We start from the raw sequence: 23,241 nt of genomic DNA, 5'->3' as shown, positions 1-23,241 counted from the left end.
CATCAAGGTAAAGGTTTGCCCTGTCTTACACGAAAAACTTGACAGGCCCGATCTCGGCCAGCGCCTGGCTGATCCGCTCACCGCGGCGGGACCGGTCGGTCAGGTCCTCGGGCAGCTCGTCCCCGCGCTGGTCCTCGCCGAACAGCTCATCTTCGGCGTCATCGGTGGCCGCGGCCCGACCCAGATACTGCCGGGCGAGTTTGCGCAGGTGCGCCTCGGACCGGTTCGCTCCCATCGACGCGTTCGCGGCGATCTTGGTGCCGTCGAAGGCCACCGTCCCGAGCCGGACCATGCCCAGTTCCGTGGCCAGCAGCAGCGACGCGGTCAGCAGGTCTTCCAGCGCCTGCCCGTGGTCGCGGCGGAACCGGGCCAGCACCGTGTGGTCGGGCACATCGGAGGCGCAGATGATCCGGAACGCCACATCGGTGCCGCACAACCGTTCGATCTGCCGCGACGAGGACACCCCGTGCGCCATCGCGTAGATGAACAAGGTGAGCAGCATGTCCGGGTCGAAGCCCCGCCGGCCCACCGAGCCGAGCCTGGCCCGGGCGTGGAACGCGGTCGTGTCCATCCGCTTCACCGCCGCGATCACGAACCACACCAGATGATCACCGGGCAGCCAGTCCGTCATCGACGGCGGCAACAGAAACGCCTGGTCACGATCGACCGGCCGGTATCCCTTCGCCATGACCCGCACCATTCCAAACCATGATCAACCAGGCCAGACGCCACGCCGAGACAAAAAGCAACAGGCTCTACAGCGACCGCGAAGGGACATGATCATGGGAGTGACGCGCCGAGGGGGTGGTCGGCGTCGAAGCCGGGCAGGACGAGGAACGTCGCGCTGCCGGTGGGGGTGACGTACTCGCCCAGGTCGTCGACCTCGTCGAGGCGGAACTGGGTCTGCGCGAACGTGCGCAGGTCGCGCTGGAAGCAGATGAACAGCAGCCCGGCGTCCGTCGCGCCGTCGTCGAAGGCGTAGCCGCGGCGCAGCATCAGGGCGCTGCCGGTGACGGACGGGTGCGCGGCCCGCACGTGCGACCGCGCCGGCGTGACGTACTGGCCGTCGGGCGTCTTGGCCAGCAGGTCGACCTCGCCGGTCGGGCCGCCGCCGGACAGCGGTGAGCCGTCGTTGCGGTGCCGGCCGACGACCGCCTCCTGCCGCTCGACCGGCTCGGCGGTGAACCGGGCGGCGTCGAGGCAGAGCCGCCGGACGACGCAGATCGAGCCGCCGGCCAGCGGGCCGTCGGCGATCCACACGTGTTCGTCCTGCTCAGCGGCGTCGCGCGGGACGATGACGCCGTCGTGGAAGCCGAGCGGGTTGCGCGCGATGGTGTCGGTGCCGGGCGCCCGGAAGCCGCGTTGCGACCAGCGCGGGACGGCGTCGGGCGCGGCCCGCTCGGTCAGCCAGGCGGCGGCCCGGTGCACGTCGTTCGGGTCACTGGCGTAGACGGCGATCAGCAGGTCGCCGCCGGTCCGTTCGGGCGGCACCGAGGCGTCGGCGGCGAACACCGGCAGCGGCTCCGCGCCCGGCAGGTCGGCGCCGAACGCCGCGACCACCCGCGGGCCGAGCCCGACCGTCGCCGTGAGGTCGCCCGGCCCGTCCAGCAGCCCGGCCTCCGCGGCTCGCTCACCGGTGAGGTCGAGGATCGCGGTGCCCAGCCGCGCGCACAGGGCACGGACGGCGTCGCGGTACGGCGCCGTGGGTGACGGCGTCGCGACGAGGTCGAGGACCAGCAGCAGGCCGTGCGGCTGCGGGGTGCCCGGACGGGCGATGCCGGCCTGGTGGGCGCCGGTCGCGTCGACGGCGTCCCGTCGCCCGCCCGCTGCGGCCGGGGTGGAAGGCTCCTGCGACGCCGCCGCCCGCCGGTCGCCGTCGTCGGCCGTCGCACGACCGGCGGCCAGCCCCGCGGCGCCCGCGAAGCCCGCGGCCGCGCCGGCCGCGGCCAGCCCGCGCAGCAGGTCGCGGCGCCGGGTGCGGCCGGCCGGGGCCGGCGGCTCGGTGGGCTCGCTCATCAGCCGCGCGCCGTGGTCGTGAGGAACGCGGAAGCGACGTCCACGCCTTGCGCCTCGGCGAAGTCGACGGTGGTCCAGTCGCCCGCGCCGCCGAGGCGCGTCTCGAGCCGCAGCAGCCGGCCCTGCTCGTCCAGCCAGTACCGCACCGTCGCGTCGCTGCCGTCCGGCGCGGTGGTGGCGGTCGCGGGGTCGTAGGCGCGGTCGGCGGTCGGCCCGGCGACGACGTCGACCCGCACGCCGTCGACCTCGTCGGAGCGCAGCCAGCGCGCGTCGGTCTGCTGCAGCAGCAGCGGGTTGTCCGGCCGGTCGCTGGCGGCCTGGAAGACCAGCGCCAGCACCGCGTGCAGCCGGGACTGCTCCGGCACCAGCGTCGACGACGTCCACGCGGTGTCGTCGGGCGGCGGCAGCGGCGGCCCGGCCTCGCCCGCGGGCCCGACCGGCGCGTGCGACGTGAGCTCCGACAGCGTCCACGCCACCAGCTCCGGGTCGGCGCCGTCCTGGCTGACGTTCGCATAGCCGACGTGCTGGGCGAAGTCGGCCCAGCCGTCGACGGTGTACGTCCGGCCGCTGTCGGTCACCTCGAACCGGACCGCGCGGACGCCGTCGGTGTAGTTCGTGTATCGCATCATCGACAGCCGCTGCGCCTCGTCGCCGGTCAGCGGCCGCGGCCCCTCGCCGGACTCGGACGGGCCAGACGCGCTCGGCGCGGCGCCCGGATCGTCGTCGCCGGAGCAGCCGCCCAGCGCGACGAGCGCCGCGAGAAGTGCGGCCGTGGCCAGCGCCGCACGGCGCCCGGGACTGCTCATGGGCCCGAGTGTAGGCACGGCCGCGGCTCGCTCACCTGGCAATTCGGACACTCGGGTCACGGAGTTCCGACCTGAAACGTGATCTGTGTCACACCGCGTGCTGAACGCCATGCGGACGGACTCTTCATGGTCAGCGCCGTCGTGTACCCCCGCACGGGAGCACGCCGGCTCGGGATGTGCAACCGCAGTTGTGCGACAGTGACGGAGGACCCCCGTGAGATCGCTCCACGAACGAGGCCACGGCCATCCGGCCCCCGCTCGCCCGAAACGGGCCCGGTCAGCGCTGAGCGTGTTCGCATCGCTCGCCGTCGTGGGTTCCGTGCTCGGCGCCGCCGGCGCATCGACGATCCCGGCGCAGGCCGCGGTCGGTGACCCGATCACCGGCACGATCTGGCAGGACTACGACTCCGACGGCACGTACGACACGTTCGAGGCGTCGGGCCTGCTCGAGGGCATCGAGGTCTACGCCTACGACGCCGACGGCAACGTCGCCGGCCCTGCCATCACGGACGCGAGCGGCAACTACTCGCTGCCGGTCACGAGTGACGCCGGCCCCTGGCGGGTCGAGGCGAACGTGCCCGACACACCCGAGTGGGCCGAGTGGCGCGACTCCGTCGTCGGCCGGGCGGCCGGGCGCAGCAACGGCACCACCGTGCAGTTCATCGACACGGTCCCCGCGACCCAGGTCGACTTCTCGTTCCAGACACCCGGTGCGTTCGTCGAGAACAACCCCTACGTCTACCTGCCGGTATTCCGGTTCGGCGGTCACGACGGCGTCCACTCCACCGAGTTCGCCGGCGCGGCGCACGAATACGAAGCGATGAGCCCGAACACCACGACCGCGGTGCCGACCAGCATGCAGGTGCCGTTCGGCCAAATCGGCGCCACCTACGGCACCGCGTGGCAGCGGGCCGAGGAGCCTGGCGGCGTCGGCACCGTGTTCGCCTCGGCGTACGTCCGGCGGCACACGGGTCTCGGCCCGGGCGGGATCGACGCCGTCTACCGGGTCACGCCGGACGGCGGGTCGCCGGCCTCGCCGACGGCCAGCGCCGATCTCTTCGTGAACCTGTCGGACTACGGCGTCGACCTCGGCAGTGACTCCGACCCGGGCGCGCTGCCAGGCGACCCGAACGGCTTGCGGCCGGTCATGGCCCTGGACAACCCGGCCTACGACTGGCTGCGGGACGCCCAGGCGTGGGACACGGTAGGCCGCACCGGCCTCGGCGCGATGGAGATCTCCAACGACCAGGAGTCGCTGTTCGCGGTCAACCTGTACAACCGGTCGCTGGTCGAGGTCGAGATCAGCCGCGACGGCACGCAGGTGCTCGGGGTGACCGAGCACGAGTTGGACGCGTACTTCCCGGACGGCAGTGACCTACGCCCGCACGGCATCTCGGCGAACCCGTTGACCAACGAGATGTACCTGACGGTCACCAACACGGCCGAGTCGACCGGCAACCGCGCCGACCTGCACGCCTACGTGTACGCGTTCGACCCGGCCGACCCGACGAACCTGACCGAGGTGCTGGACTTCCCGCTGGACTACAACCGTGGCCTGTTCGCGGGCCTCTACCCCGCGAGCTACCAGCCGTGGACCACCAATTCCGCGCAATGGGCGACGTTCCTGCAGGGACAGGTCATGTACTCTTCCGTGCCGATCGTCGCCGACGCGCGCTATCTGCACGGCGACCTGATCGTAGGCGTCCGCGATCTCGGTGGCGATCTCTTCGGCCACCTGGCCTACCTCGCCCCGGACGACGACACGATCGTGGTCCCCCGGTCGCTCGGCGGTGAGCTGCTGAAGGCCGGCTCCAACGGGGACGGCACCTGGTCGATCGAGCAGAACGGCGTGGTCAACGGCCAGCCAGGTGCGGTGACGAATCAGGTGACGCTGAACGGTCCCAATGGTCAGCCTGGCAAGTTCTTCATGGACACCTGGGTGAACAGCGCTGAGCACCTCGGTGCGACGCTGGTGGTGCCCAGCCGCGCTGACGGCATCATGGAGACAGGGATCCACGTCGCCGAGGCCGGCTTCCAGGCCGGCACCCGCCGGTACTTCCAGGACAACGGCACGCTCGTGGAGCCGCGCGGTGCGGCCGTCATCGTCGGCACCAACGACATCGGCGAGACCGGCAAGGGCAACAGCCTGGGCGAGCTGACGGCGATGGCGTCGGCGGCGCCGATCGAGATCGGCAACTACGTCTGGTTCGACAACGACAACGACGGCATCCAGGACCCGGACGAAGAACCGGTGCCGGGCGCGACCGTCAACCTGTACGAGGTCGACGCCGACGGCAACCGCACTCTCGTCAGCACCACGACGACGGACGCGAACGGCGAGTACTACTTCTCGTCCAACGACCAGGACTACCAGCTCCAGACGCACACCGACTACGTCGTCGGCGTCGACAACCCGGCCGACTACGAACCCGGCGGGCCACTGGAGAACTGGTATCCGACGGTGCCCGACACCGGTGACCCGAACTCCGTCGACGCGAACCGGAACGACTCCGACGGCCTGGTGGAGACCACCGAGGACGGCGACTTCCCGTACGCCGGCATCACCACCGGCGGACCGGGCGAGAACGACCACACGATCGACTTCGGCTACGCCAACATCGACTACGAGTTCGACAAACGCACGGTGTCCGGACCGACGGAGAATCCGGACGACGACGGCACGTGGACGGTCGTCTACGAGCTGGTCGCCGAGAACACCGGGATGATCCCGGGGGCGTACCTGCTCACCGACGACCTGACCGGGTACGGCGACGGCATCGAGGTGGTCGACACGCAGGTGGTGTCCGGTCCGCCGGAGGCCGACGGGCTGCTGAACCCGAACTGGGACGGCACGACGGATCTCAACGTCGTCACCGGCGAGGTGCCGATCGCGCCGCAGTCGACCGTCGAGAACGGCAGCGAGCACGTCTACACGCTCGAGGTCACCGTCGCGCTGACGACCGACCCGGAGACCGGCGAGGTGACGGCGCCGCCGGAGAACCTGGCCTGCACCGACGGCCAGCAGGCCGGCGACCCGACCACGGGGCTGTTCAACCACGCCACGATGTCCCCCGACAACCACGAGGACCTCACCGACGACGAGTGCGGCGACCTGCCGATCGTCACGCTCGACAAGACCGTCGTCACCGAGCCGCACGTGGTGGACCGGGAGAACCAGCCCGGCGTCTGGGAGATCACCTACGGCCTCACCGTCACCAACGAGTCCGAGGTGCCGACCGACTACGACCTCGAGGACGCGCTGCGCTTCGGCACCGGCATCGAGATCGTCGACGGCTCGGTCGTCGCGGCGAACACCGTCCCGGGCACCATCACGACCCGGCCGGAGTACGACGGCGTCACCGACCTGCTGATCGTCGAGGACGAGCCGATCGGCGCGCTGGAGTCGCACGAGTACACCGTCACCGTCCAGTTCACCGTGAACCTGCCCAACCCGCCGGCCCAGCCCGACCCGTCGGACTGCACGCTGGCCGGCGACGGCGGTGAGGATGGCACGGGGCTCTACAACGACGCGAACTCGTCGTTCAACGGGTACCCGGACACCGACACCGAGTGCCGTGAGGTCGGCCAGCCGACCCACGACAAGACGCTCATCTCGGCCACGCCGATCGGCAACGGCCAGTGGGAGATCGTCTACGGCATCGACGTGACCAACAAGGGCGTCCAGGCGACGCTCTACGACCTGGCCGACGAGCTGCACTTCACCGACCAGGTGACCATCGTGTCCGCCGACGTCACCGCGTCGCCGGCCGAGGCCACGCTGTTCGACCCGCCGTGGAACGGGCAGGACCAGCTGGTCATCGCCGAGCAGGTGCCGTTGCTGGGCACCGACGACGACGGGTACGCGCCGCACCACTACGAGCTGACGGTGATCGCGGAAGCGCCGCTGCAGCTCGTGCCCGGTGAGGGCGGCGAGGACCCGACGGCCTGCCCCGGCGAGGGCGAGGACCCGACGTCGGACACGGCGTTCAACAACACGTCGACGCTGACCGACGAGTCCGGCCTGACCGAGGACGACCAGGCCTGCGCGCCGCTGCCGTCGATCGACATCGAGAAGACGGTCAGCGCCGGCCCGACCGCCAACGGCGACGGGACGTGGACCATCACCTACGACCTGGTGGCGTCGAACACGGGCGCGGCTGACGGCGACTACACCATCAGCGACCAGCTCCGGTACGGCGAGGGGATCCTCGTCGAGGACGCCCAGGTGGTCACCACGCCCGAGGGCGTCACCGCGCTGGACACCTGGACCGGCCAGGGCGCTGACGGCGACCCCGTCAACGTCATCGCCGAGGACGTGCCGCTCGCCGCCGGCGGGGTGCACACCTACCAGGTGCAGGTGGTCTTCTCCCTCGACGAGGAGACGCTCACCGAGGAGTCGATGACCTGCCCCGAGCCGGACTCCGGCGAGAACGGCGGGCTGGCCAACAGCACCGGCATAGAGCACAACGACCTCACCGACGACGACGAGGCCTGCCTCTCGCTCGGCGAGCCGGACCTCGACAAGGAGCTGGTGTCCGCCGAGCCCGTCAACGACGGTCAGTGGGAGGTCGTCTACACCCTGACGGTGAACAACCTGCTGCCGGGCGAGACCACCTACGACCTCGAGGACGAGCTGCTGTTCGGCGACACCGTCGAGGTCGACTACGCCGAGGTCACGGACTTCCCCGACGGGGTCTCCGTGAACGAGGACTGGGACGGTCTCGAGGACACCCTCATCGCCGAGGATGTGACGCTGCCCGGCATGAACGACGAGGGCTACGCGCCGCACGTCTACACCATCACGGTCGTCGCCGACGTCCCGCCGAACTTCGAGGTGGACGACGACGGCAACACGGCGGCCGCGTGTGCGGGTGAGCCCGGCGACAACTGGGAGAACGGCGGTCTGAACAACGGCGCCACCCTCACCACCGAGGGCGGCGACGAGATCACCGACACCGACTGCGCCGACCTGCCGTCGATCCACCTGGATAAGACGATCGCGTCCGGGCCCACGTCGACCGGCACGAACGCCTACACGATCACCTACGAGCTGGAGGTCCAGAACGACGGGGCCGCGGCCGGGGACTACGTCCTCAGCGACCAGCTCAACTACGGCGCCGGCATCACCATCGTCGACGTCACGGCCGAGAACACCGAGCCCGGCGACGTGCCGACCCTGGACACGTTCACCGGTCAAGGTGAGGAGCCGGACGCGCCGGAGAACGCCATCACCGGCGACGTCACCATCGACGTCGACACGACGCACACCTACGAGGTGACCGTCGCCGTCACGGTCGACCCGGCCACCGCGACCGCCGAGTCGGTCCAGTGCCCGGACGACCCGGGTGCCGGCGAGAACGGCGGGCTGCTCAACCTCGGGCTGCTCGACCACAACGGTCACGAGCTCGACGCCGACGCCTGCGCGCCGCTCGACCCGCCGACGCCCCCGGAGACCCCGGGCACGCCGCCTCCTGGTGGCGACGACGGTGACGACGACGGCAACGGCGATGGTGGCGGCGGCGGTGACGGTGGCGACGACGACCTCGCCGACACCGGCAACGGCCTGTCCGTGCTGCTGGCGCTGGCCGGAGCGTTGCTGATCATCGTCGGCGGGACGGCCCTGGTCGTCACCCGCCGCCGGACCGGGACGGGAGGCCTGACCGGCTGACACACGACCGCGGGGCCGGCACCAGCAGCCGGCCCCGCGGTCGCGTCGTCAACGCGAAGGCCCGATCGTCGCGCACGCCGCGGCGGCCGGGTCTTCGCACGTTCAGTGTCCTGTCAGCGGCGCTGGTGCTCTGCCGTCTCATCCGACTGCAGAGCACCATCGCGCGCGATGGAGGTCTGCCGTCTCATGCGACGGCAGAGCACCAGCAGGTGTGGATGAGCACTGACCGGCGACGATGTGGGGCGGCCAGGCCCTGGCGTGCGGGTCAGGCGGCGTCGGCGGCCGTCTCGAGGTAGGCGGCGCGCAGGGCCTTGCGGGCCCGGGCTGCCAGGCTGGAGACGGCGTTCGGGGTCATCGACATCCGCGAGCCCAGCTCCGACGGCGAGTAGTGCTCGACGTCGACCAGCCAGAGGACGTGGCGCCAGCGGGCCGGCAGGCTGGCCAGCGCGGCCGCGACCCGCCCAGCGTCCGCGGCGTCGGAGCCGGGCCGGCCGAGAAGCGCGTCCCAGGCGGCCGGGTCCTGGACGATGACGGTGCGGCCGCGCGCGGTCGAATGCCGGTAGGCCAGCCGCTTCACCGTCGACAGCACGTAGCCGGGGAACGACGAGCGCGGCCCGCGGCCGGCCCGGACGGCGTTCAACACGAGGCAGAACGTCTCCTGGACCAGGTCGTCGGCGGCGTGCCGGTCACGCACGATGTGCTGGGCCGCGCGGTGGGCCATCGGCGCCGTCTTCTCGTAGAGGATCCCGAAGGCGTCGTCGTCGCCCTCGTGGGCCCGGTCGAGCAGGATGGCGAACTCCTGATGATCCCACTCAGCTGCCATGGAAAGAACCTGGTGGCAGGCGGGTCCCCCGCGCGTCGGCACTCCCCGCAGAACTTCCTAGGGGGATTCACGATCTTGCCGCAAACCGGGAGCAACCGATCAGGTGACGGGCGGCAGGATCCCCAGCGCCCGGGCCACCGTGACGGCCTCGTAGCGGTCGGCCGCGCCGAGCTTGCGGTAGAGCGATCGGGCCGTCGTCTTCAAGGTGTTGCCGGAGATGTACATCGATTTAGCGATCTCGCTGAGCGTGTCGGGCCCGTCGAGCGACAGCAGCACCTCGGTCTCGCGCTCGGACAGCGCGGGCGCGCCGGCGGTGTTGGCGCGGTGCAGCGCCGCCAGCTCGACCGCCAGCGTGCTCAGCGGGCCTGACGGCGGCAGCGGCAGCTCGCCGCCGGTGAGCGCCGCCCGCAGCAACGGCGGCAGCAGCAACTGCCGACGCGCGCCGGTCCGCTCGGCCAGCGCCAGCAGCTGGTGGACGTCGCCGTCGGCGCTGACGCCGCGCTGCAGGGCGCTCTCGACGTGCAGGGCGAAGACGTCGGCGCGGACTGTCAGCGAGACGGCGCCGAGGTCGCCGAGCGCGGCCAGTTCGCGCCCGGCCGCCAGCGGGTCGTCGGCGGCCAGCAGCGCCCTGGCCCGGGCGACGGCGAGCAGGGCGGCGTGCCCGGGCGGCGCGATTGCGGTGTCCAGCACAGCGGACGCGGCCTTGGGGTCGTCGCGGGCCAGCAGCGCGTACGCGCGGGCGATCGTCGCGAGCAGCCGGTTGAGCGGCAGCCGGTTGGTTGTGTAATCGTCGCCGGTCAGCAGCTCGGCGTGCCCGGCGGCGGTGCGGTCGCCGGCCAGCAGCGCGAGGGTCGACCACGCGAGCGCGAGCCGCGCGGCCGGCGGGACGGCGTCGCGGTCGACCCGGCGCTGGGCGCGGTGCAGCCGCTCGGCGACGCCGGTGGTGCGCCCGTGCTCGAGGTCGAGCGCGCCGCGGGTGAGGTGCACGTGGTCGGTGAACTGGTTGTCGGCCCAGCCGTGCCGGCGGGCGATCTCCGCCGCCGACCGCGTCTGCCGGGCCGCGCCGGCGAGGTCGCCGCGCAGGAACGACGTGTACGAGCGCAGCGCCTCGCTGTTCGCCTCGTGCCAGGCGATGCCGTGGTGCCGGGCCTGGGTGGCGGTGTGACCGAGGACGGTCTCGGCGGCGTCGAGGTCGCCGGTCGCCAGCCGGTTGGCGCCGGTCTGCCAGTCGAAGTAGACGATGCGGTCGAGGTGCTCGCGCAGCTCGTCGTCGCCGGCGGCCTCGATCAGCGCCTGGCCCATCCGCTCGACGGCGAGCGCGGCGGCCGCGTCTCCCCGGGCCCGGGCCAGCACCATCTGGAAGCACCGGATGGTCAGCAGCGTCCCGCTCAGCATGTGCTGGTCGACAAGCCGGTCGGCCTGCGCGACCCGGCGGGCGAACGTGTCGAGATCGGGCGGCGGCGCGACCGCGGAGATGGCCGCCAGCAGCAACAGCACCGGGTCGGCGGCGACGACGTCGTCGGGCAGCGTGTTCACCGCAGGCAGCAGGTCGTCGAACTGGCCACGCGCGACCGCCGGCTCCCAGCTGGCCCGCACCACGCTGCCGGCGGTCGCCTTGTCCAGCGTGGAGTCGACCACCAGCGGCAGCGCGTCGGTCGTGCGGCCGCGGGCGACCAGCAGCCGGACGGCCCGCGTCACCAGATCGGTGCGCCGCCCCGGCTGCTCGAGGTCCAGCTGCGCCAGCAGGCAGCGGCGCACCGGCAGCGGCAGCCGCCAGTGGCCCTCGTCGGAGGCGGGCACCAGCCGGCCGGCAGTCGCCCACCGGTCGATCAGCGTCGCCGTGTACGCCGGCAGGGCGTGGTCCTCGAGCAGCAGCGCCAGTACGGTCGCGTCGAACCGCGGCGCGGCGGCCGCGTCGGTGAGCAGCGCACGGTCCGCCGGGCCGAGGTCGCCGAGCACCTCGATGCGGACGAAGCGGTCGATGAGGTCGTGCAGCGCGCGCGCGGACAACGTCGCGTCGGTCCGCCGGGTGCGCAGCCACGCGACGACGAGCGCCGGCCAGCCGTCGGCCGTCTGGTCCAGCTCGGCGAGGTCGTCGGCGCTCAGCGCGACCCGGAACCGGGTGGCCAGCTGCTGGATCTCCGAGGAGTCGAACAACAGGTCAGGCAGCCCGACGAGGTGGATGGTGCCGTCGAGCAGCCGGTCCGACGTCACCCAGCCGGGCAGCGTCCGGGTGCTCAGCAGCAGCCGGGTGTCGTGGTCGCGCACCGATCGCAGCGCCGCGCGCACGCCCTCGCCGTCGGGCCGGACGACGCCGTCGAGCAGGACCGCCGGCGGGTCGGCCGCGTCGTCGGCGACCGCGTGGGCCAGGATGTCGTCGACGACGGCGCCGAGGTCGTCGCCGGCGTCCGGGTCCACCCGCGCCACCCGGCCCGGGCCCAGCCGGCGGGCGACGTCGTCGAGCAGCAGCGACTTGCCCAGTCCGGGTGGGCCCTGCACGACGACGATGGGCGCGGCATCGCGCCTGGTCAAGGGCTCGCTCAGGCGCGGTCTGGACAGGACGGGACGCGGCCCCGCCCGCCGTCGGTCACCTTCAGCACCTTGCATCGCACAGCCTCCCCCGAGCCCCCCGCCCGAAGTCGATCTTAGACTCACCCCCTCCCTCACCCCACGATCCACCCCCGCTCACCCGTCAGCAGTGTCGGCTTCTGCCGTCATGGGAGGGTGCCGGACGCGATGCTTGGGGGTGAAGATCGCGATGGGGGGCCCGGCGATGGTGTGATCGCAGGGTGAGGGGAACGGGTGGACAAGGAAGTACGCGACGCGTTGATCGGTCGCGACAGTGAGCAGACCAGGATCCGGGAAGTCCTGCTGAGGTTGGCGGCCGGCGAGGGTGGCGCGGTCGTCGTGGAGGGCGTCGACGGCGTCGGCAAGAGCGCGCTCGTGCGCGCCGTGTCCGACGACGCGCGCGCCGGGCGGCTGGCCGGCCTCGACGAGGTGACCGTGTCGTCGGTCGTGGCCGCCGACTCCGAGCGCGGCTGGCCGTTCTCGGGCCTGCACCTCGTGCTGTCCGCCGTCGTGGGCTCGCTGGAGCCTGAGCAGCAGCGGCAGGCGGCGCGGCTGGTCGACGAGCTCACGACGCAGCTGGACCAGACCGCGTCGGCGTACGAGATCGCCGTCCAGGTGCAGCCGCTGGTCAGCCGGGTGCGGCGGCCGCTGGTCATCGTCATCGACGACGCGCACCGGCTCGACCCGCAGTCGCTGGAGGTCCTGGGCTTCGTGGCCCGGCGGGTCGGGACGTCGCCGCTGGTGTTCCTGGTGGTCGTCGACACCGCCGAACGGGTGCCTCCGCTGCTCGGGCTGCCGCTGATCCGCCTCGGCGAACTGCCGTCCACCGAGGCGACCGAGCTGGTCCGCCGCGCGGCCGGCTCGCACACCCTGCACAGCGTCGCCGCCCGCCTCGCCGCCCGGGTCGGCGGCAACCCGCGGGCCCTGCTCGACGTCGTCGGCCGGGTCCCGGACGTGCAGCTGCTCGGGCAGGTCGAGCTGGACCGCCACCTGCCGCACTCGCCGGTGCTGCAGGCGCAGCAGCTGCCCGAGCTGGCGACGCTCGGCGACGACCAGCGGTTTGCGCTGCTGGTCGCCACCGGCAGCGAGGACCATCGGCTGGCCCCGGTGCTGAACGCGCTCGGCTCGCCCGACGCGCCGCACGTCGCCTGGCTGTTCGCCGAGCATCTCAACCGGTCCGACGGGACGTTCACGCTGCAGCGCCCGGCGGTCCGCTCGATCATCTGGCAGGCCGCCACCATGGCCGAGCGCGACGCCGCCCACCAGGCACTGGCCGCCGCGTACGCCGACTCCGACCCCGGGCGGCAGCTCTGGCACCTGGCGCAGACCCGGCACGACCACGACGACGAGCTGGCCACCCGGCTGGAGCGGGTGGCCGCCGAGTCGCTGGTCCGTGGTGAGGTCGAACGGTCGCTGGCGTTCGCGCGCGAAGCGGTCCGGCTGACGTCCAAGCCCGGCGAGCGCATCGGGCGGCTGCTGCAGGCCGGCCGGTTCGCCGTCCTCGCCGGCCGGCTGGACGAGGCGGTGCACATCGCGCGGGAGCGGTTCCGGCTCGACACCACGGCCGAGCAGCGGGCCGACTTCGCGCTGCTGGAGGTGCGCGCCCGCAACCTGCTCGACGGCGAGGTCGCGACCGGCCTGGTCAGCCGGCACGTCGAGGAGATCGCGCCGATCGACCCGACCCGCGCGGCCGCGCTCGACCTCGCCGCCGCACACGGGCTGGCCGGGCGCATGGAGCAGGCCGAGGCGGCCCGGTTCCTGGCGCTGGCGGAACGGTTCTGCGACGACTTCGACGCCGCCACCGGCGCCGCGCACCAGCGCACGGCCGCGCTGCTGGCCTCCGTGAGCGGCGAGCTGGATCGCGCGGTGGAGCTGGTCGAGAGCGGGCCCACAGGTGCGGAGGACCTGTTCGGCGAGGCCGAGGCGAACCTGCTGCACGCGACCGTGCTGGTCCGGGCCGAGCGGTACGGGCAGGCGCGGCGGCTGCTGCGCGCCGTCACCAGCGGGCAGTTCGGCGACTCGCCGCTGCTGCTGCGGGCGTCGCTGGCCGGGCTGGTCCAGCTGGAGCTGCGGGCCGGCCGGCTGCGCGAGGCCGTCGAGGCCGCGGCCGCCTGGGACCGCGTCGACGCCGACAGCGCCCACCGCGCGCTGGTGCCGGCGTACATGATCAGGGTCAACGCCTACCTGGGTGAGGACGAGGCCGCCTGGGACCGTCGGCGCCAGTCCATCGAGGGGTCGCGGCGGCACAGCGACTCGTGGGCGACCGCCGTCATGCAGGCCGAGACCGGCGCGTTCCTGCTGCTGCTCGGCCGATTTGACGAGGCGATGTCGGTGCTGGACCACGCGCGCCGGCAGGCGCTGGAGCACGCCGACCCGTCCATCCTCGCCGTCGAGCCCGACTACATCGAGGCCTGCGTGCGCAGCGGCGAACTGGGCCGGGCCCGGGCCGCGCTGGCCGAGTTCGAGCTGCGCGCCGGCCGGGTCCCGACGGCGTGGGCGCGGCACACCGTCGCGCGCTGCCGGGCGCTGGCCAGCGAGGGCGAGGAGGCGCTGACGCTGTTCCGCGAGGCGGTCGAGACCGCGCCCGACACGGTCTCACCGGTCGAGCAGGCCCGCACGCTGCTCTGTTTCGGCGAGCGGCTGCGCCGGCTCGGCCGCCGCACCGACGCGCGGTCGTGGCTGCAGCGCACCGTCGTGCTGGCCCAGGAGAGCGGCGCCATCGCGCTGGCCGGCCGGGCCGGTCAGGAGCTCGGCGCGGCCGGGGGACCGGTGCCGCCGACCACCCGGCTGGCCGACCTCACCGACGCCGAGCAGCGCATCGCCACGCTGGTCGCCAGCGGCCGGCGCAACCGCGAGATCGCCGCCGAGCTGTTCGTGTCCGTCCGCACCGTCGAGGCGCACCTGGGCCGCATCTTCCGCAAGCTCGGCATCCGGTCGCGCACCGAGCTGACAGGCATCGTCGTCGCCGGTCTCGACGACGACAGCGGCGGGGCGGCGTAGCGCCGCTCAGAAAACCTGCGATTCCCGCGTGCTGATCCGGTGCGCTGGTGCCTCCTACACAGTGACGGGTGGAAGGGTGCAGGGCCGGCCGGCACATCCGTCTACGGGGGAATCGGCACTCCGCTCCCCGCGAAGCCCCCCTTCCCGGGAGCGGAGTGGCCGTTCCGCCGTCACCGCCCGTCAGCGCCGTCGTGGGCGGCCGCCGGACGCGAGGCCCACGACGTTGTCCAGGACCTGCCGCGCGACCTCGTCCAGCGTGACGCCGGACGCGTAGGCCCGGGCGCGCAGCAACGCGAGCGCGTCGTCCGGCGACAGGCGCAGCCGCGCCATCAGGACGCCGGTGGCGCGGTGCACCTCGGCCCGGACGCCGGTGGGCGCGCCGTCCGGTGCGTCGAGGCCGAGATCGTGGCCGAGGCCGGGGTCGCGCAGCAGCGTCGTGCCGGCGGCAGCCGCCAGGTGCGTCGTCAGCTCCGCGTCCGGCACCGGATGGCCGGTGCCCATCCAATACGCCGTCAGCACGCCGAGGACGTCCGTGCCGGCCGGGACCGGGACCGCCACGACGGTGAGCGGGCCGGCAGCGTGCAGCGCCGCCTCGGCGAACAGCGGCCAGGCGGCCGCGGCGTCGTCGGAGCCGATGCGGCCCACGACCGTCCGGCCGTACCGGTAGGCGTCAGCGCCGGGGCCCTCGCCGAGGACGTCCTGCAGGCCCTCGACCCGCGCGATGACGTCGTCGGTGACGCAGACAGTGAGCCGCTGCGGGAGCGTGGCGGCGAGCACGACGGCGACACCGTCGGCGCCGAGGACCAGGCGGCAGGCCTCGCCCAGCCGCTGCGCCGGCCGTGTGCCGGAACCGGCGTCGGCGACCGCCCGGGCCAGTCGCGACGTCAGCTCGGCAGGGGTGGTCACGTGGCGGCTCCCGGCGGTGACCGGCGCACGAGGCCGGTCGCCGCTGGCCACACTACTGGACTCACTCGCCGCTGCCGTGGGCGTCGGGCAGCGACCGCGTGCGCACGACGTCGGCCGCGACCCGGCTGAGCTTGACGTTGTTGTCGCGCGAGTACCGGCGCAGCACCTCGAACGACTGGGCGGCGTCCAGGCCGTACCGCTCTATGAGGATGCCCTGCGCCAGCCCGATCTGGTAGCGGGCGTCGATGGCCTCGCGCAGCGTCGACGACCGCCGGGAGTCGGTGATCGCGATGGCGGCGTGCCGCAGCAACATCCGCGCCACGGCGACGTGCCGCTCGGCCGGCTGCTCGGGCTGCTCCCAGAACACGACGATCGCACCGGAGAAGTGCGGCCCGAGCTCCAGCGGCAGCGCCAGCAGGCTGCGGTAGCCGAGCTCCGCGAGGGCCAGTCGCCAGCGTGGCCAGCGCGGCTCGGCGTCGGTGTCGTCGACCAGGACCGGCGCCCGCGCCGCCAGGGCGGTCAGCGACGGCCCCTCGGCGAGGTCGAACTGGGAACGATCGGCCTCCTCGGCCCGGCTGGTCGTGCCGACGACCAGCTCGCGGTCGCCGCGCGGGCGCAGCAGCGTGGCGCTCGCGGCGTCGCCGCCGATGATCTCGACACCTTGCTGCGCGACGGCGGTCACCGTCGAGTGCACGTCGGGCTGCAGGTAGAGCTGCGACGCGGCGGCGGCGAGGAGCCGGGTGACGGTGTCCGGCTCCGGCTCGGGGAGCGCCTCGTAGGGCGAGTCCATGAAGACCTCGGTGCGTCGGCCTGATGCGGCGAGACTGCCGCCGGCTGGCGTCTTAACCGGAGACCGTCAAGGTACAGAGCCCGGCCCGGAAAAGACAACTCGTGGGCGGTGCGGCCCGGCTTACGCGCCCGCGCCGCCCATGCCGCCGTCGTCGAGCGCCGGCGTCGCCTCGGGCATGGACCCGCCCGGCCGCCGCTGGAACACGGCCGTCCGCGGCGCCGGCTGCCCGGACACCTTCGCCACCATCCGCTCGGCGACGGTGCGCAGCTTGAGGTTGTTGTTCTGCGAGTGCTTGCGCAACAGCCCGAACGCCTGGTCGGCCGAGCACCGCTGCTGCGCCATGAGGATGCCGACGGCCTGGTCGATGACGCTGCGCGTGGCCAGCGCCTGCTCGAGCTGGTCGGTCAGCTCGGCGTCGTGCGCCTGGCGCAGCGCGAGCGTCAGCGCCGTCGACGCCTGCGCGGCGAACGTCTCGGCCCGGTGCCGGTTCTGGGCGTCGAACGCCTCGGGCTGGTCGAAGTCGTAGAGGTTCATCGCGCCGATGACCTCGCGATTCACGGTCAGCGGCAGGCTCAGCGACGAGCGCACGCCGAGCGCGACGGCGTGGACGCGGTACTTCGGCCAGCGTTCGTCGGACTCCTGGTCGGCGATCTCGACCGGGTCGCCGGTGGCCAGCGTGTGCACGCACGGGCCCCAGCCGCCGGTGTACTGCCCCTCGTCGACCTGCGCGGCGCGCGGGTCGCTGCTGACGACCGTCCGTGGCCGGCCGTCGTAGCTGGTGGTGATGCCGCACGACGCCGGCGGCTCGACGAGGTCGGCGGCCAGCTTGGCGAGGTCGGTGAGGAACTCCTCGACCCGCGGCGAGTTGAGCAGCAGGTTGTGCACGGCGCCGAGCAACTCGGTGAGGTCGCGGCCGGCTTGCGGCCCGTCGTCGGTCATGGTGGTCGCCCCCCGTGGCGATGGTCAGCGGAACTGTTCGATCAGGCTGGCCGCCATCGCCCTGGCCCGGCGGGCGGCGTCGACGTCGCCCTCGAGCGCGGCGATGATGGAGCCCTTCATGAGGATCTGCCACGACCGGGCGAACTCGTCCGGGTCGCGCAGCCCGGCCTCGCCGGCCCGGTGGCTGACGATGCCGCGCAGGTTGGCCAGGTGCTGGATGCTGGCCTGGCCCAGCGGGTGCGACTTGCCCATCTCGAGCAGCACGGTGATGAAGGCGATGCCGTCGAAGTCGTCGCCGCGGAACCACTCGTCGAACACGTCGAAGATGGCGAGCAGTTGCTCCTCGGGGGTGTCGCCGCGCTTCTGCGACTCGGTCTCGACCAGGCCGATGGTCCACTCGCGTTCCCGCCGGTCGAGAAACGCCAGGACCAGGTCGTTCTTCGACGGGAAGTGTTTGTAGAAGGTGGCCTTGGCGACATGGGAGCGTTCGATGACCTCGTCGACGCCCACGCCCAGCACACCTCGCCTGGCGAACAGCCGATAACTGGTCGCCAGGATGCGCTCTCGCGCGGTCGGCGAGGCGCCGAGTGTGTCCGGAGCCTGCATGACGCTCCACCATACCCGTTGACAGCAATCGGTGTCGCACGGTAGACAGAACTGTCTGTTCGTCGGTGGTGGAGCCTCGTGCCCCCTGGCAGAAGGTGAGCGAAGCCATGGACCCCAATCCCACGTCCGATCTCGCCGAAGCGGCTGCTGGCCTGCACCGCGAGCCCGACGTCGAGAGCACGGTACAGAGCGTCCTGCAGTACGCGCAGGAGCTCACCGGCGGCGACGGCGTGGCCGTCATGCTCCGCCGGGGCAGCCGGCCGGCGGTGCTGTCGGCGACCAGCCCGGCGGCCGAGCGGGCCGACAGAGTGCAACTCGAGTGCGCCGAGGGCCCGGGTCTCCAGGCGATGTCCGCGCGCGACGCCGTCGTGGTCGACGACACCGCGGCCGATTCGCGCTGGAGCAGCTGGGGCCGTCCGGTCTGTGAGCTGGGCTTCCGCAGCGTGCTGTCGCTCTCGCTCGGCACCAGCCGGTCGTCGCTGGGCGCGCTGAGTGTCTACTCGGCGAAGGTGGGCGCGTTCGCCGCCGAGCGGGCGGAGCTGACCCGGTTCTACGCCCAGCACGCGTCCGTCGCGCTGGTGTCGGCCCAGCGCGAGTCCGGGCTGCGCCGGGCCATGAACACGCGGCATGCCATCGGGCAGGCGCAGGGCGTGCTGATGGAGCGGCACGGCCTCGACGCCGGCCAGGCGTTCGCGCTGCTGCGCAACAGCGCCCGCGATCACGGCGTCACGCTCGGCGAGCGGGCCGAGCAGATCGTCGCCTCGCGGCCGGCCGACGTCGGCTGAGCCCCGGCTCATCCCGGCGCCGGCCGGTCCCACCGCAGCAGGGCGGCGACGCCGTCGTCGGGCAGCAGCGACGGCGCGGTGAAGACGGCCTCGGCGCCGGTGGCCGCGGCCGCGGCGAGCACCAGCAGGTCGGACCGGACCGCGGGCGCCGCGCGCACGCCGTCCGGCAACGGCAGGAACGGGTGATCGGCCGGGCGCACCGAGCGGCCGGCCGTCCGCTCCTCGTCGAGGACGACGGTGTCGACGCCGGCCTGGACGGTCATGTCCAGCACGTCGGCGAGCCCGACGGCGACGGCGTACTGCCGGCCGAGGTGCTCCTCCAACCGGGCCGCCGCGCGCCGGTGCCGCTCGTCCACCGCCCGCTCCACCGCGGCGTCGACCTCCGCGACGAACGCGTCGGTGGCGGCGCCGTCGGCGCGGCTGCCGCGCTCGACCTCGACCACCCGCTCGGCGATCTGCGGCGGCAGGCCGGTGCGGACGTCGTGACGGGCGCGCGGGTCGCCGGCGAGCACGATCAGCGGGGGCTCCGACCCGGCCAGCCGTTCCACCTCGGCGACCACCGCGCGGGCGTTGAACCGCCACAGCTCGTCGGTCCGGCCCTGCGGGTCGGCGCGGTCCATGCCTCCGTCGGAGACCTTGGCCGGCAGCTCGCTGCCGCCGTCGACGGTGTGGACGATGACGGCCGCGCGGCCCCAGGCGGCGCAGTGCAGCAGGTCGGCGCCGGCCTGGTCGGCCAGCACGACGAGCACCGGGACCGCCGTCTCCTGGTAGGCCAGCCATCCCGTCGCGTCGGGCAGCGGGCCCCACGTCAGCGCCTCTCGCCCGGCCCAGCCCGGGAGCAGCTCGTCCACCAGCACGCCGTCCCGCCCCGCCACCACGAGCCGGGCCGTTTCGCCCGGCCGTCCGGACGGCTCCAGCAACCGCCCGACCACCTCCTCCGCGACGGCGTCAGGCGCGCCTGACGCCGCCAGCTCCGTCCGGGCGGCCCGGCCGCGCAGCTCCAGCCGCTGGCGTGCGTCCTCCGTCGTGCGGCTGACGTCCAGCAGCGCGCTGGCGAACGGTCCGGGATGGTCGAGGATGCCGGTGAGAGTGTCCAGTCGCATCGTCGTCACCTACCCGGCGGTCCCGCTGGCAAACGACGGCGGATGGTTTCGGCGGGGGCGGGTACGGGCCCTGTGACGGAGGTGATCTGGATGCCGAGACAGTGGAGTGACAAGCGGGAGCGGCAGTACGAGCACATCAAGGAGGGCTTGGAGGACCGCGACTACGGCGAGGATCGCGCCGAGGAGATCGCCGCGCGCACCGTCAACAAGGAGCGGGCGAGGTCCGGCGAGGCGCGCCAGAAGAGCCGCTCGTCCACCGACGACATCTCCTCCGGCCGGCGTGGGGGACTGCGCTCCGGCAAGGGCCCGGGCGGCCGGACGAAGGCGCAGCTCTACAACGAGGCCAAGGAGAAGGGCGTCAAGGGGCGCTCGAAGATGACGAAGAAGCAACTGGAGAAGGCGGTCGGCCGCTGACGCCTGACCGCCGATCGATGCATGCCGGGCCGGTGCCGAGGGTCACACCGGCCCGGCGCCTTGCTGTTGACGCCGGCGCCGCCATACTTCGGCCATGACGGTGGTCGCGTGGGTCTTCGCGGTGGTGGCCGGCCTCTTCCACCTCGCGGCGTTCGTGATGGAGAGCATCCTGTTCGACCGGCCGTCCGTGCAGCGGGCGTTCGTCCGCGATCCCGGCCATGCGGCCGGTGTGCGGGTGTGGGCCTTCAATCAGGGCTTCTACAATCTGGCCCTCGCGGCCGGCGTGCTGATCGGCGTCGGAGTGTGGGCGGTGGACGAGGACGCCGTCGGGAAGACGCTGGTGGTCTTCGGCTGCGCCGCGATGGTGCTGGCGGGGATCGTCCTGTTCGTCTCCGACCGGCGGCTCTGGCAGGGCGCCGTCGGTCAGGCGTTGCCGCCCGCCGTCGCGATCGTGGCGACGCTCGCCACGTGACGGCTGTTGACGGGGTCACGGAGCGGGGATAGCCTCGCCGCTTCCCATACAGGGCAGGGGGCCGGGGGGCCATGGGTTTCGGTGGAACGCGCCTGCGTACAGGCGTTCTCGTTCTTGTTCCGCTCGCGTTGACGGTGGCCGCGTGCGGCTCCGGCGACGACGGAGCGCGGGCCGCGCCGGTCGCGGCCGAACCGACGACGGCGAGCTCGACGCCGTCGCCGACTCCGACGCCGGTGGTGACGGTCGAGACGGTGACGCAGACCGAGGCGGTCCCGTTCGAGCGGGTCACCGTCGAGGACGACACGATGGACGTGGGCACGTCCGCCGTCACGACGGCCGGGGTCGCGGGCGTGCGGACGCTCACCTACGAGGTGACGCTGACCGACGGCGCCGAGACCGGCCGTGAGCTCGTCAGCGACGAGGTGACCACGACGCCGGTCGACGAGGTGACGTCGGTCGGGACGTACGAGCCACCGCCGCCGCCCCCGGAGCCCGAACCCGAGCCGGAACCCGAACCGGAGCCCGAGCCGGAGGAGGACGCTCTCGGGCTGGTCGACCCGCCGGACGAGGGCTGCGACCCGAACTACTCCGGGTGCGTGCCGATCGACTCCGACGTCGACTGCGCCGGCGGCAGCGGCAACGGGCCGTCGTACGCGGACGGGCCGGTCGACGTCGTCGGCGAGGACATCTACGGCCTGGACGCCGACGACGACGGGGTCGGCTGCGAGTAGCCGGCCCCGTCGCCGCAGGGTCAGCGCATCCGGCCGGTCCGGGTCCAGGTGCGCTCGGTGTGCTGGCGCGGATGCGCCGCCCGGCCCGGCACCGCGCGGGGCTGCCGCCGGCGCCGTCGCTCGGCCGGGTGCGTGGACCGGGACCGTCCGCGCAAACCCCGGCTGAGCAGGCCCGGCGTCAGCGACACCGCCGCCTGCGGCACCGAGTCGCGCGGCACGACGTACAGCAGGCCGCGGCCGGGCCGGTCGCGCAGGATGAGCCGGGTGGTCAGCCGGCCCTTCCGGGCCAGCACCGCCCCGACGACGACGGCGCCCAGCAGCGGCCCGGCGCCGCTGACGACCATGGCGACGTGCGCGCCGAACTCGTGCGCGATCCAGCCGATCAGCGTGCCGGAACCGGCCTGTGCGCCGAACAGCACGAGGATGTACAGCGCCATGACCCGGCCGCGCATGGTGCCCGCGACCGTCGTCTGGACCAGGGTGTTGCCGCCGGTCAGGTACAGCAGCGACACCGCTCCGACGCCGACGAGCACGATGCAGAACAGCGGCAGCGAGTTGATCACGCCGGCCGTCATCTGCAGCACGCCTAGCACGGCGGCCGAGTACACCAGCGTGCGCAGCCGCAGGCTCTTACGCCGGGTCGAGGCCAGCGCCCCGGCCACGGCGCCGGCGGCCAGACACGAGTTCAGCAGGCCGTACCCGGCCGCGCCGATGCCGAACACGTCGTCGGCGTAGGCGGCCAGGACGGTGGCGAGGTTGATGCCGGTGATCGCGACGAAGCCGACCAGCACAGTCGACCACAGGATCACCGGCTTCTCGCCGACATAGTGCAGCCCCGCCCGCAGCTGCCCGCGGGCACGGGCGATCGCCGGCGCGGCCGACAGTTCCGACGGGCGCATCGCGACCAGCAGCACGACCGCGACGACGCCGGCCATCGCGTTGACGACGAACGACCAGCCCTCGCCGACCAGTGCGATGCCGACGGCGGCCAGCGCCGGCCCGACCAGCGCGCCGAGCTGGAACACCGTCGAGTTGATGCTGATCGCGTTGCGCAGGTGCTCGTGCCCGGCGACCTCCGGGACGAACGCCTGCCGCGTCGGGTTGTCGACGACGATCGCCAGGCCCAGGAACGCGGCGCTGGCCAGGACGTGCCACGGCTCGATCGCGCCGAGCAGCGTCAGCAGGCCGAGGACCAGGGCGGACAGCGCGAACAGCGACTGCGTGATCATCAGCAGCCTGCGCTTGTCGAACCGATCCGCGACGACGCCGCCCCACAGGCCGAACAGGAGCATCGGGGCGAGCTGGAGGGTGACGGTGAGCCCGACCCAGGCGACGTTGCCGGTCAGGCTGAGGATGAGCCAGTCCTGCGCCACGCGCTGCATCCAGCCGCACGTGTTGGTCAGGACCTGGGAGATGACGTAGAGACGGTAGTTGCGGACCCGCAGCGAGGCGAACGTGTCGCGCCAGTGCGGGCGGTGGGTATCTGAGTGGGCTGGTGAGGATGGGTGCGGGGCGACGGGCGCCGGTCTCACGGTGCGATTCCTTCGATGGTGCGTTGGCAGGACCGTGTTCAACGTTAGGTGCTGAACTGCCGATTCGCGAAGCCGATAAGGG

17 protein-coding genes are annotated in these 23,241 nt (G+C 73.0%); 6 read left to right on the top strand and 11 right to left on the bottom strand.

The window, feature by feature from the left end:
* Positions 1-25: 25 nt before the first annotated feature.
* The 3 genes from BLV05_RS01385 to BLV05_RS01375 all read right to left on the bottom strand — a co-directional run bounded on the left by BLV05_RS01385 (position 26) and on the right by BLV05_RS01375 (position 2,822).
* A complete protein-coding gene (locus BLV05_RS01385) occupies positions 26-688 on the bottom strand; it encodes a transposase (protein WP_197683491.1) in 663 nt (220 codons plus the stop codon).
* A 92-nt stretch (positions 689-780) separates the two neighbouring features.
* A complete protein-coding gene (locus BLV05_RS01380; protein ID WP_046772468.1) occupies positions 781-2,016 on the bottom strand; it encodes a Dyp-type peroxidase in 1,236 nt (411 codons plus the stop codon).
* The gene (locus BLV05_RS01375; RefSeq protein ID WP_052763116.1) at positions 2,016-2,822 is read right to left on the bottom strand and encodes a hypothetical protein; all 807 of its coding nucleotides are present in this window, start codon (positions 2,820-2,822) and stop codon (positions 2,016-2,018) included. Before BLV05_RS01375 ends, BLV05_RS01380 begins: the two co-directional genes overlap by 1 nt.
* Positions 2,823-3,111: 289 nt before the next feature.
* Here BLV05_RS01375 and BLV05_RS01370 point away from each other — a divergent pair, with 289 nt between their 5' ends.
* Positions 3,112-8,490 carry an SdrD B-like domain-containing protein gene (locus BLV05_RS01370; RefSeq protein WP_046772467.1) on the top strand — a complete coding sequence of 1,793 codons (5,379 nt, stop codon included), beginning with the start codon at positions 3,112-3,114 and terminating at the stop codon, positions 8,488-8,490.
* A 265-nt stretch (positions 8,491-8,755) separates the two neighbouring features.
* On the opposite strand, the gene BLV05_RS01365 is transcribed toward BLV05_RS01370, so the two are convergent.
* Positions 8,756-9,313, bottom strand: a complete 558-nt coding sequence (locus tag BLV05_RS01365; RefSeq protein ID WP_052763115.1) for an RNA polymerase sigma factor — start codon at positions 9,311-9,313, stop codon at positions 8,756-8,758.
* Positions 9,314-9,412: 99 nt separating this feature from the next.
* Complete coding sequence (locus tag BLV05_RS01360; protein ID WP_152691093.1) at positions 9,413-11,845, bottom strand: helix-turn-helix transcriptional regulator; 2,433 nt, start codon at positions 11,843-11,845, stop codon at positions 9,413-9,415.
* Between the two features lie 270 nt (positions 11,846-12,115).
* On the opposite strand from BLV05_RS01360, the gene BLV05_RS01355 reads away from it, so the two are divergent.
* Entirely contained in the window at positions 12,116-14,881 is a 2,766-nt protein-coding gene (locus BLV05_RS01355; protein ID WP_082155798.1) for a helix-turn-helix transcriptional regulator, read from the top strand.
* A 180-nt stretch (positions 14,882-15,061) separates the two neighbouring features.
* Here BLV05_RS01355 and BLV05_RS01350 read toward each other — a convergent pair whose 3' ends face one another.
* The 4 genes from BLV05_RS01350 to BLV05_RS01335 all read right to left on the bottom strand — a co-directional run bounded on the left by BLV05_RS01350 (position 15,062) and on the right by BLV05_RS01335 (position 18,122).
* Positions 15,062-15,787: a GAF and ANTAR domain-containing protein gene (locus BLV05_RS01350; protein ID WP_152691092.1), complete on the bottom strand. Its 726-nt coding sequence runs from the start codon at positions 15,785-15,787 to the stop codon at positions 15,062-15,064.
* A 61-nt stretch (positions 15,788-15,848) separates the two neighbouring features.
* Positions 15,849-16,577 carry a GAF and ANTAR domain-containing protein gene (locus BLV05_RS01345; RefSeq protein ID WP_046772463.1) on the bottom strand — a complete coding sequence of 243 codons (729 nt, stop codon included), beginning with the start codon at positions 16,575-16,577 and terminating at the stop codon, positions 15,849-15,851.
* 120 nt (positions 16,578-16,697) lie between these two features.
* On the bottom strand, positions 16,698-17,516 hold the full coding sequence (locus tag BLV05_RS01340; RefSeq protein ID WP_063932648.1) for a GAF and ANTAR domain-containing protein: 819 nt from the start codon (positions 17,514-17,516) through the stop codon (positions 16,698-16,700).
* Between the two features lie 24 nt (positions 17,517-17,540).
* A complete protein-coding gene (locus BLV05_RS01335; RefSeq protein WP_046772462.1) occupies positions 17,541-18,122 on the bottom strand; it encodes a TetR/AcrR family transcriptional regulator in 582 nt (193 codons plus the stop codon).
* Between the two features lie 107 nt (positions 18,123-18,229).
* Here BLV05_RS01335 and BLV05_RS01330 point away from each other — a divergent pair, with 107 nt between their 5' ends.
* Positions 18,230-18,907 carry a GAF and ANTAR domain-containing protein gene (locus BLV05_RS01330; protein WP_046772461.1) on the top strand — a complete coding sequence of 226 codons (678 nt, stop codon included), beginning with the start codon at positions 18,230-18,232 and terminating at the stop codon, positions 18,905-18,907.
* An 8-nt stretch (positions 18,908-18,915) separates the two neighbouring features.
* Here the strand turns inward: BLV05_RS01330 and BLV05_RS01325 are convergent, their stop codons facing one another.
* Positions 18,916-20,010, bottom strand: a complete 1,095-nt coding sequence (locus tag BLV05_RS01325) for a baeRF2 domain-containing protein (protein ID WP_046772460.1) — start codon at positions 20,008-20,010, stop codon at positions 18,916-18,918.
* 90 nt (positions 20,011-20,100) lie between these two features.
* Here BLV05_RS01325 and BLV05_RS01320 point away from each other — a divergent pair, with 90 nt between their 5' ends.
* The 3 genes from BLV05_RS01320 to BLV05_RS01310 all read left to right on the top strand — a co-directional run bounded on the left by BLV05_RS01320 (position 20,101) and on the right by BLV05_RS01310 (position 21,627).
* Positions 20,101-20,424 carry a hypothetical protein gene (locus BLV05_RS01320; protein ID WP_046772482.1) on the top strand — a complete coding sequence of 108 codons (324 nt, stop codon included), beginning with the start codon at positions 20,101-20,103 and terminating at the stop codon, positions 20,422-20,424.
* Between the two features lie 94 nt (positions 20,425-20,518).
* Positions 20,519-20,896, top strand: coding sequence for a DUF1304 domain-containing protein (locus tag BLV05_RS01315; RefSeq protein WP_046772459.1), 378 nt, complete (start codon positions 20,519-20,521; stop codon positions 20,894-20,896).
* Positions 20,897-21,024: 128 nt separating this feature from the next.
* On the top strand, positions 21,025-21,627 hold the full coding sequence (locus BLV05_RS01310; RefSeq protein WP_197683490.1) for a G5 domain-containing protein: 603 nt from the start codon (positions 21,025-21,027) through the stop codon (positions 21,625-21,627).
* Positions 21,628-21,647: 20 nt separating this feature from the next.
* Here the strand turns inward: BLV05_RS01310 and BLV05_RS01305 are convergent, their stop codons facing one another.
* Positions 21,648-23,159 carry an MFS transporter gene (locus tag BLV05_RS01305; protein ID WP_082155796.1) on the bottom strand — a complete coding sequence of 504 codons (1,512 nt, stop codon included), beginning with the start codon at positions 23,157-23,159 and terminating at the stop codon, positions 21,648-21,650.
* Positions 23,160-23,241 lie beyond the last annotated feature (82 nt).

The sequence above is a fragment of the Jiangella alkaliphila genome (assembly GCF_900105925.1).
Taxonomy (GTDB): Bacteria; Actinomycetota; Actinomycetes; order Jiangellales; family Jiangellaceae; genus Jiangella; species Jiangella alkaliphila.
The sequence above is the reverse complement of the archived record's forward strand: the minus strand, read 5'-3'. Positions and strand labels throughout refer to the sequence as shown.

Bases quoted from the DNA above. Each gene is read 5' to 3' on its own strand.
- BLV05_RS01330 (WP_046772461.1), top strand. From the start codon at position 18,230: ATGGACCCCAATCCCACGTCCGATCTCGCCGAAGCGGCTGCTGGCCTG.
- BLV05_RS01315 (WP_046772459.1), top strand. From the start codon at position 20,519: ATGACGGTGGTCGCGTGGGTCTTCGCGGTGGTGGCCGGCCTCTTCCAC.
- BLV05_RS01380 (WP_046772468.1), bottom strand. From the start codon at position 2,016: ATGAGCGAGCCCACCGAGCCGCCGGCCCCGGCCGGCCGCACCCGGCGC.
- BLV05_RS01320 (WP_046772482.1), top strand. From the start codon at position 20,101: ATGCCGAGACAGTGGAGTGACAAGCGGGAGCGGCAGTACGAGCACATC.
- BLV05_RS01375 (WP_052763116.1), bottom strand. From the start codon at position 2,822: ATGAGCAGTCCCGGGCGCCGTGCGGCGCTGGCCACGGCCGCACTTCTC.
- BLV05_RS01340 (WP_063932648.1), bottom strand. From the start codon at position 17,516: ATGACCGACGACGGGCCGCAAGCCGGCCGCGACCTCACCGAGTTGCTC.
- BLV05_RS01345 (WP_046772463.1), bottom strand. From the start codon at position 16,577: ATGGACTCGCCCTACGAGGCGCTCCCCGAGCCGGAGCCGGACACCGTC.
- BLV05_RS01365 (WP_052763115.1), bottom strand. From the start codon at position 9,313: ATGGCAGCTGAGTGGGATCATCAGGAGTTCGCCATCCTGCTCGACCGG.
- BLV05_RS01385 (WP_197683491.1), bottom strand. From the start codon at position 688: ATGGCGAAGGGATACCGGCCGGTCGATCGTGACCAGGCGTTTCTGTTG.
- BLV05_RS01335 (WP_046772462.1), bottom strand. From the start codon at position 18,122: ATGCAGGCTCCGGACACACTCGGCGCCTCGCCGACCGCGCGAGAGCGC.
- BLV05_RS01325 (WP_046772460.1), bottom strand. From the start codon at position 20,010: ATGCGACTGGACACTCTCACCGGCATCCTCGACCATCCCGGACCGTTC.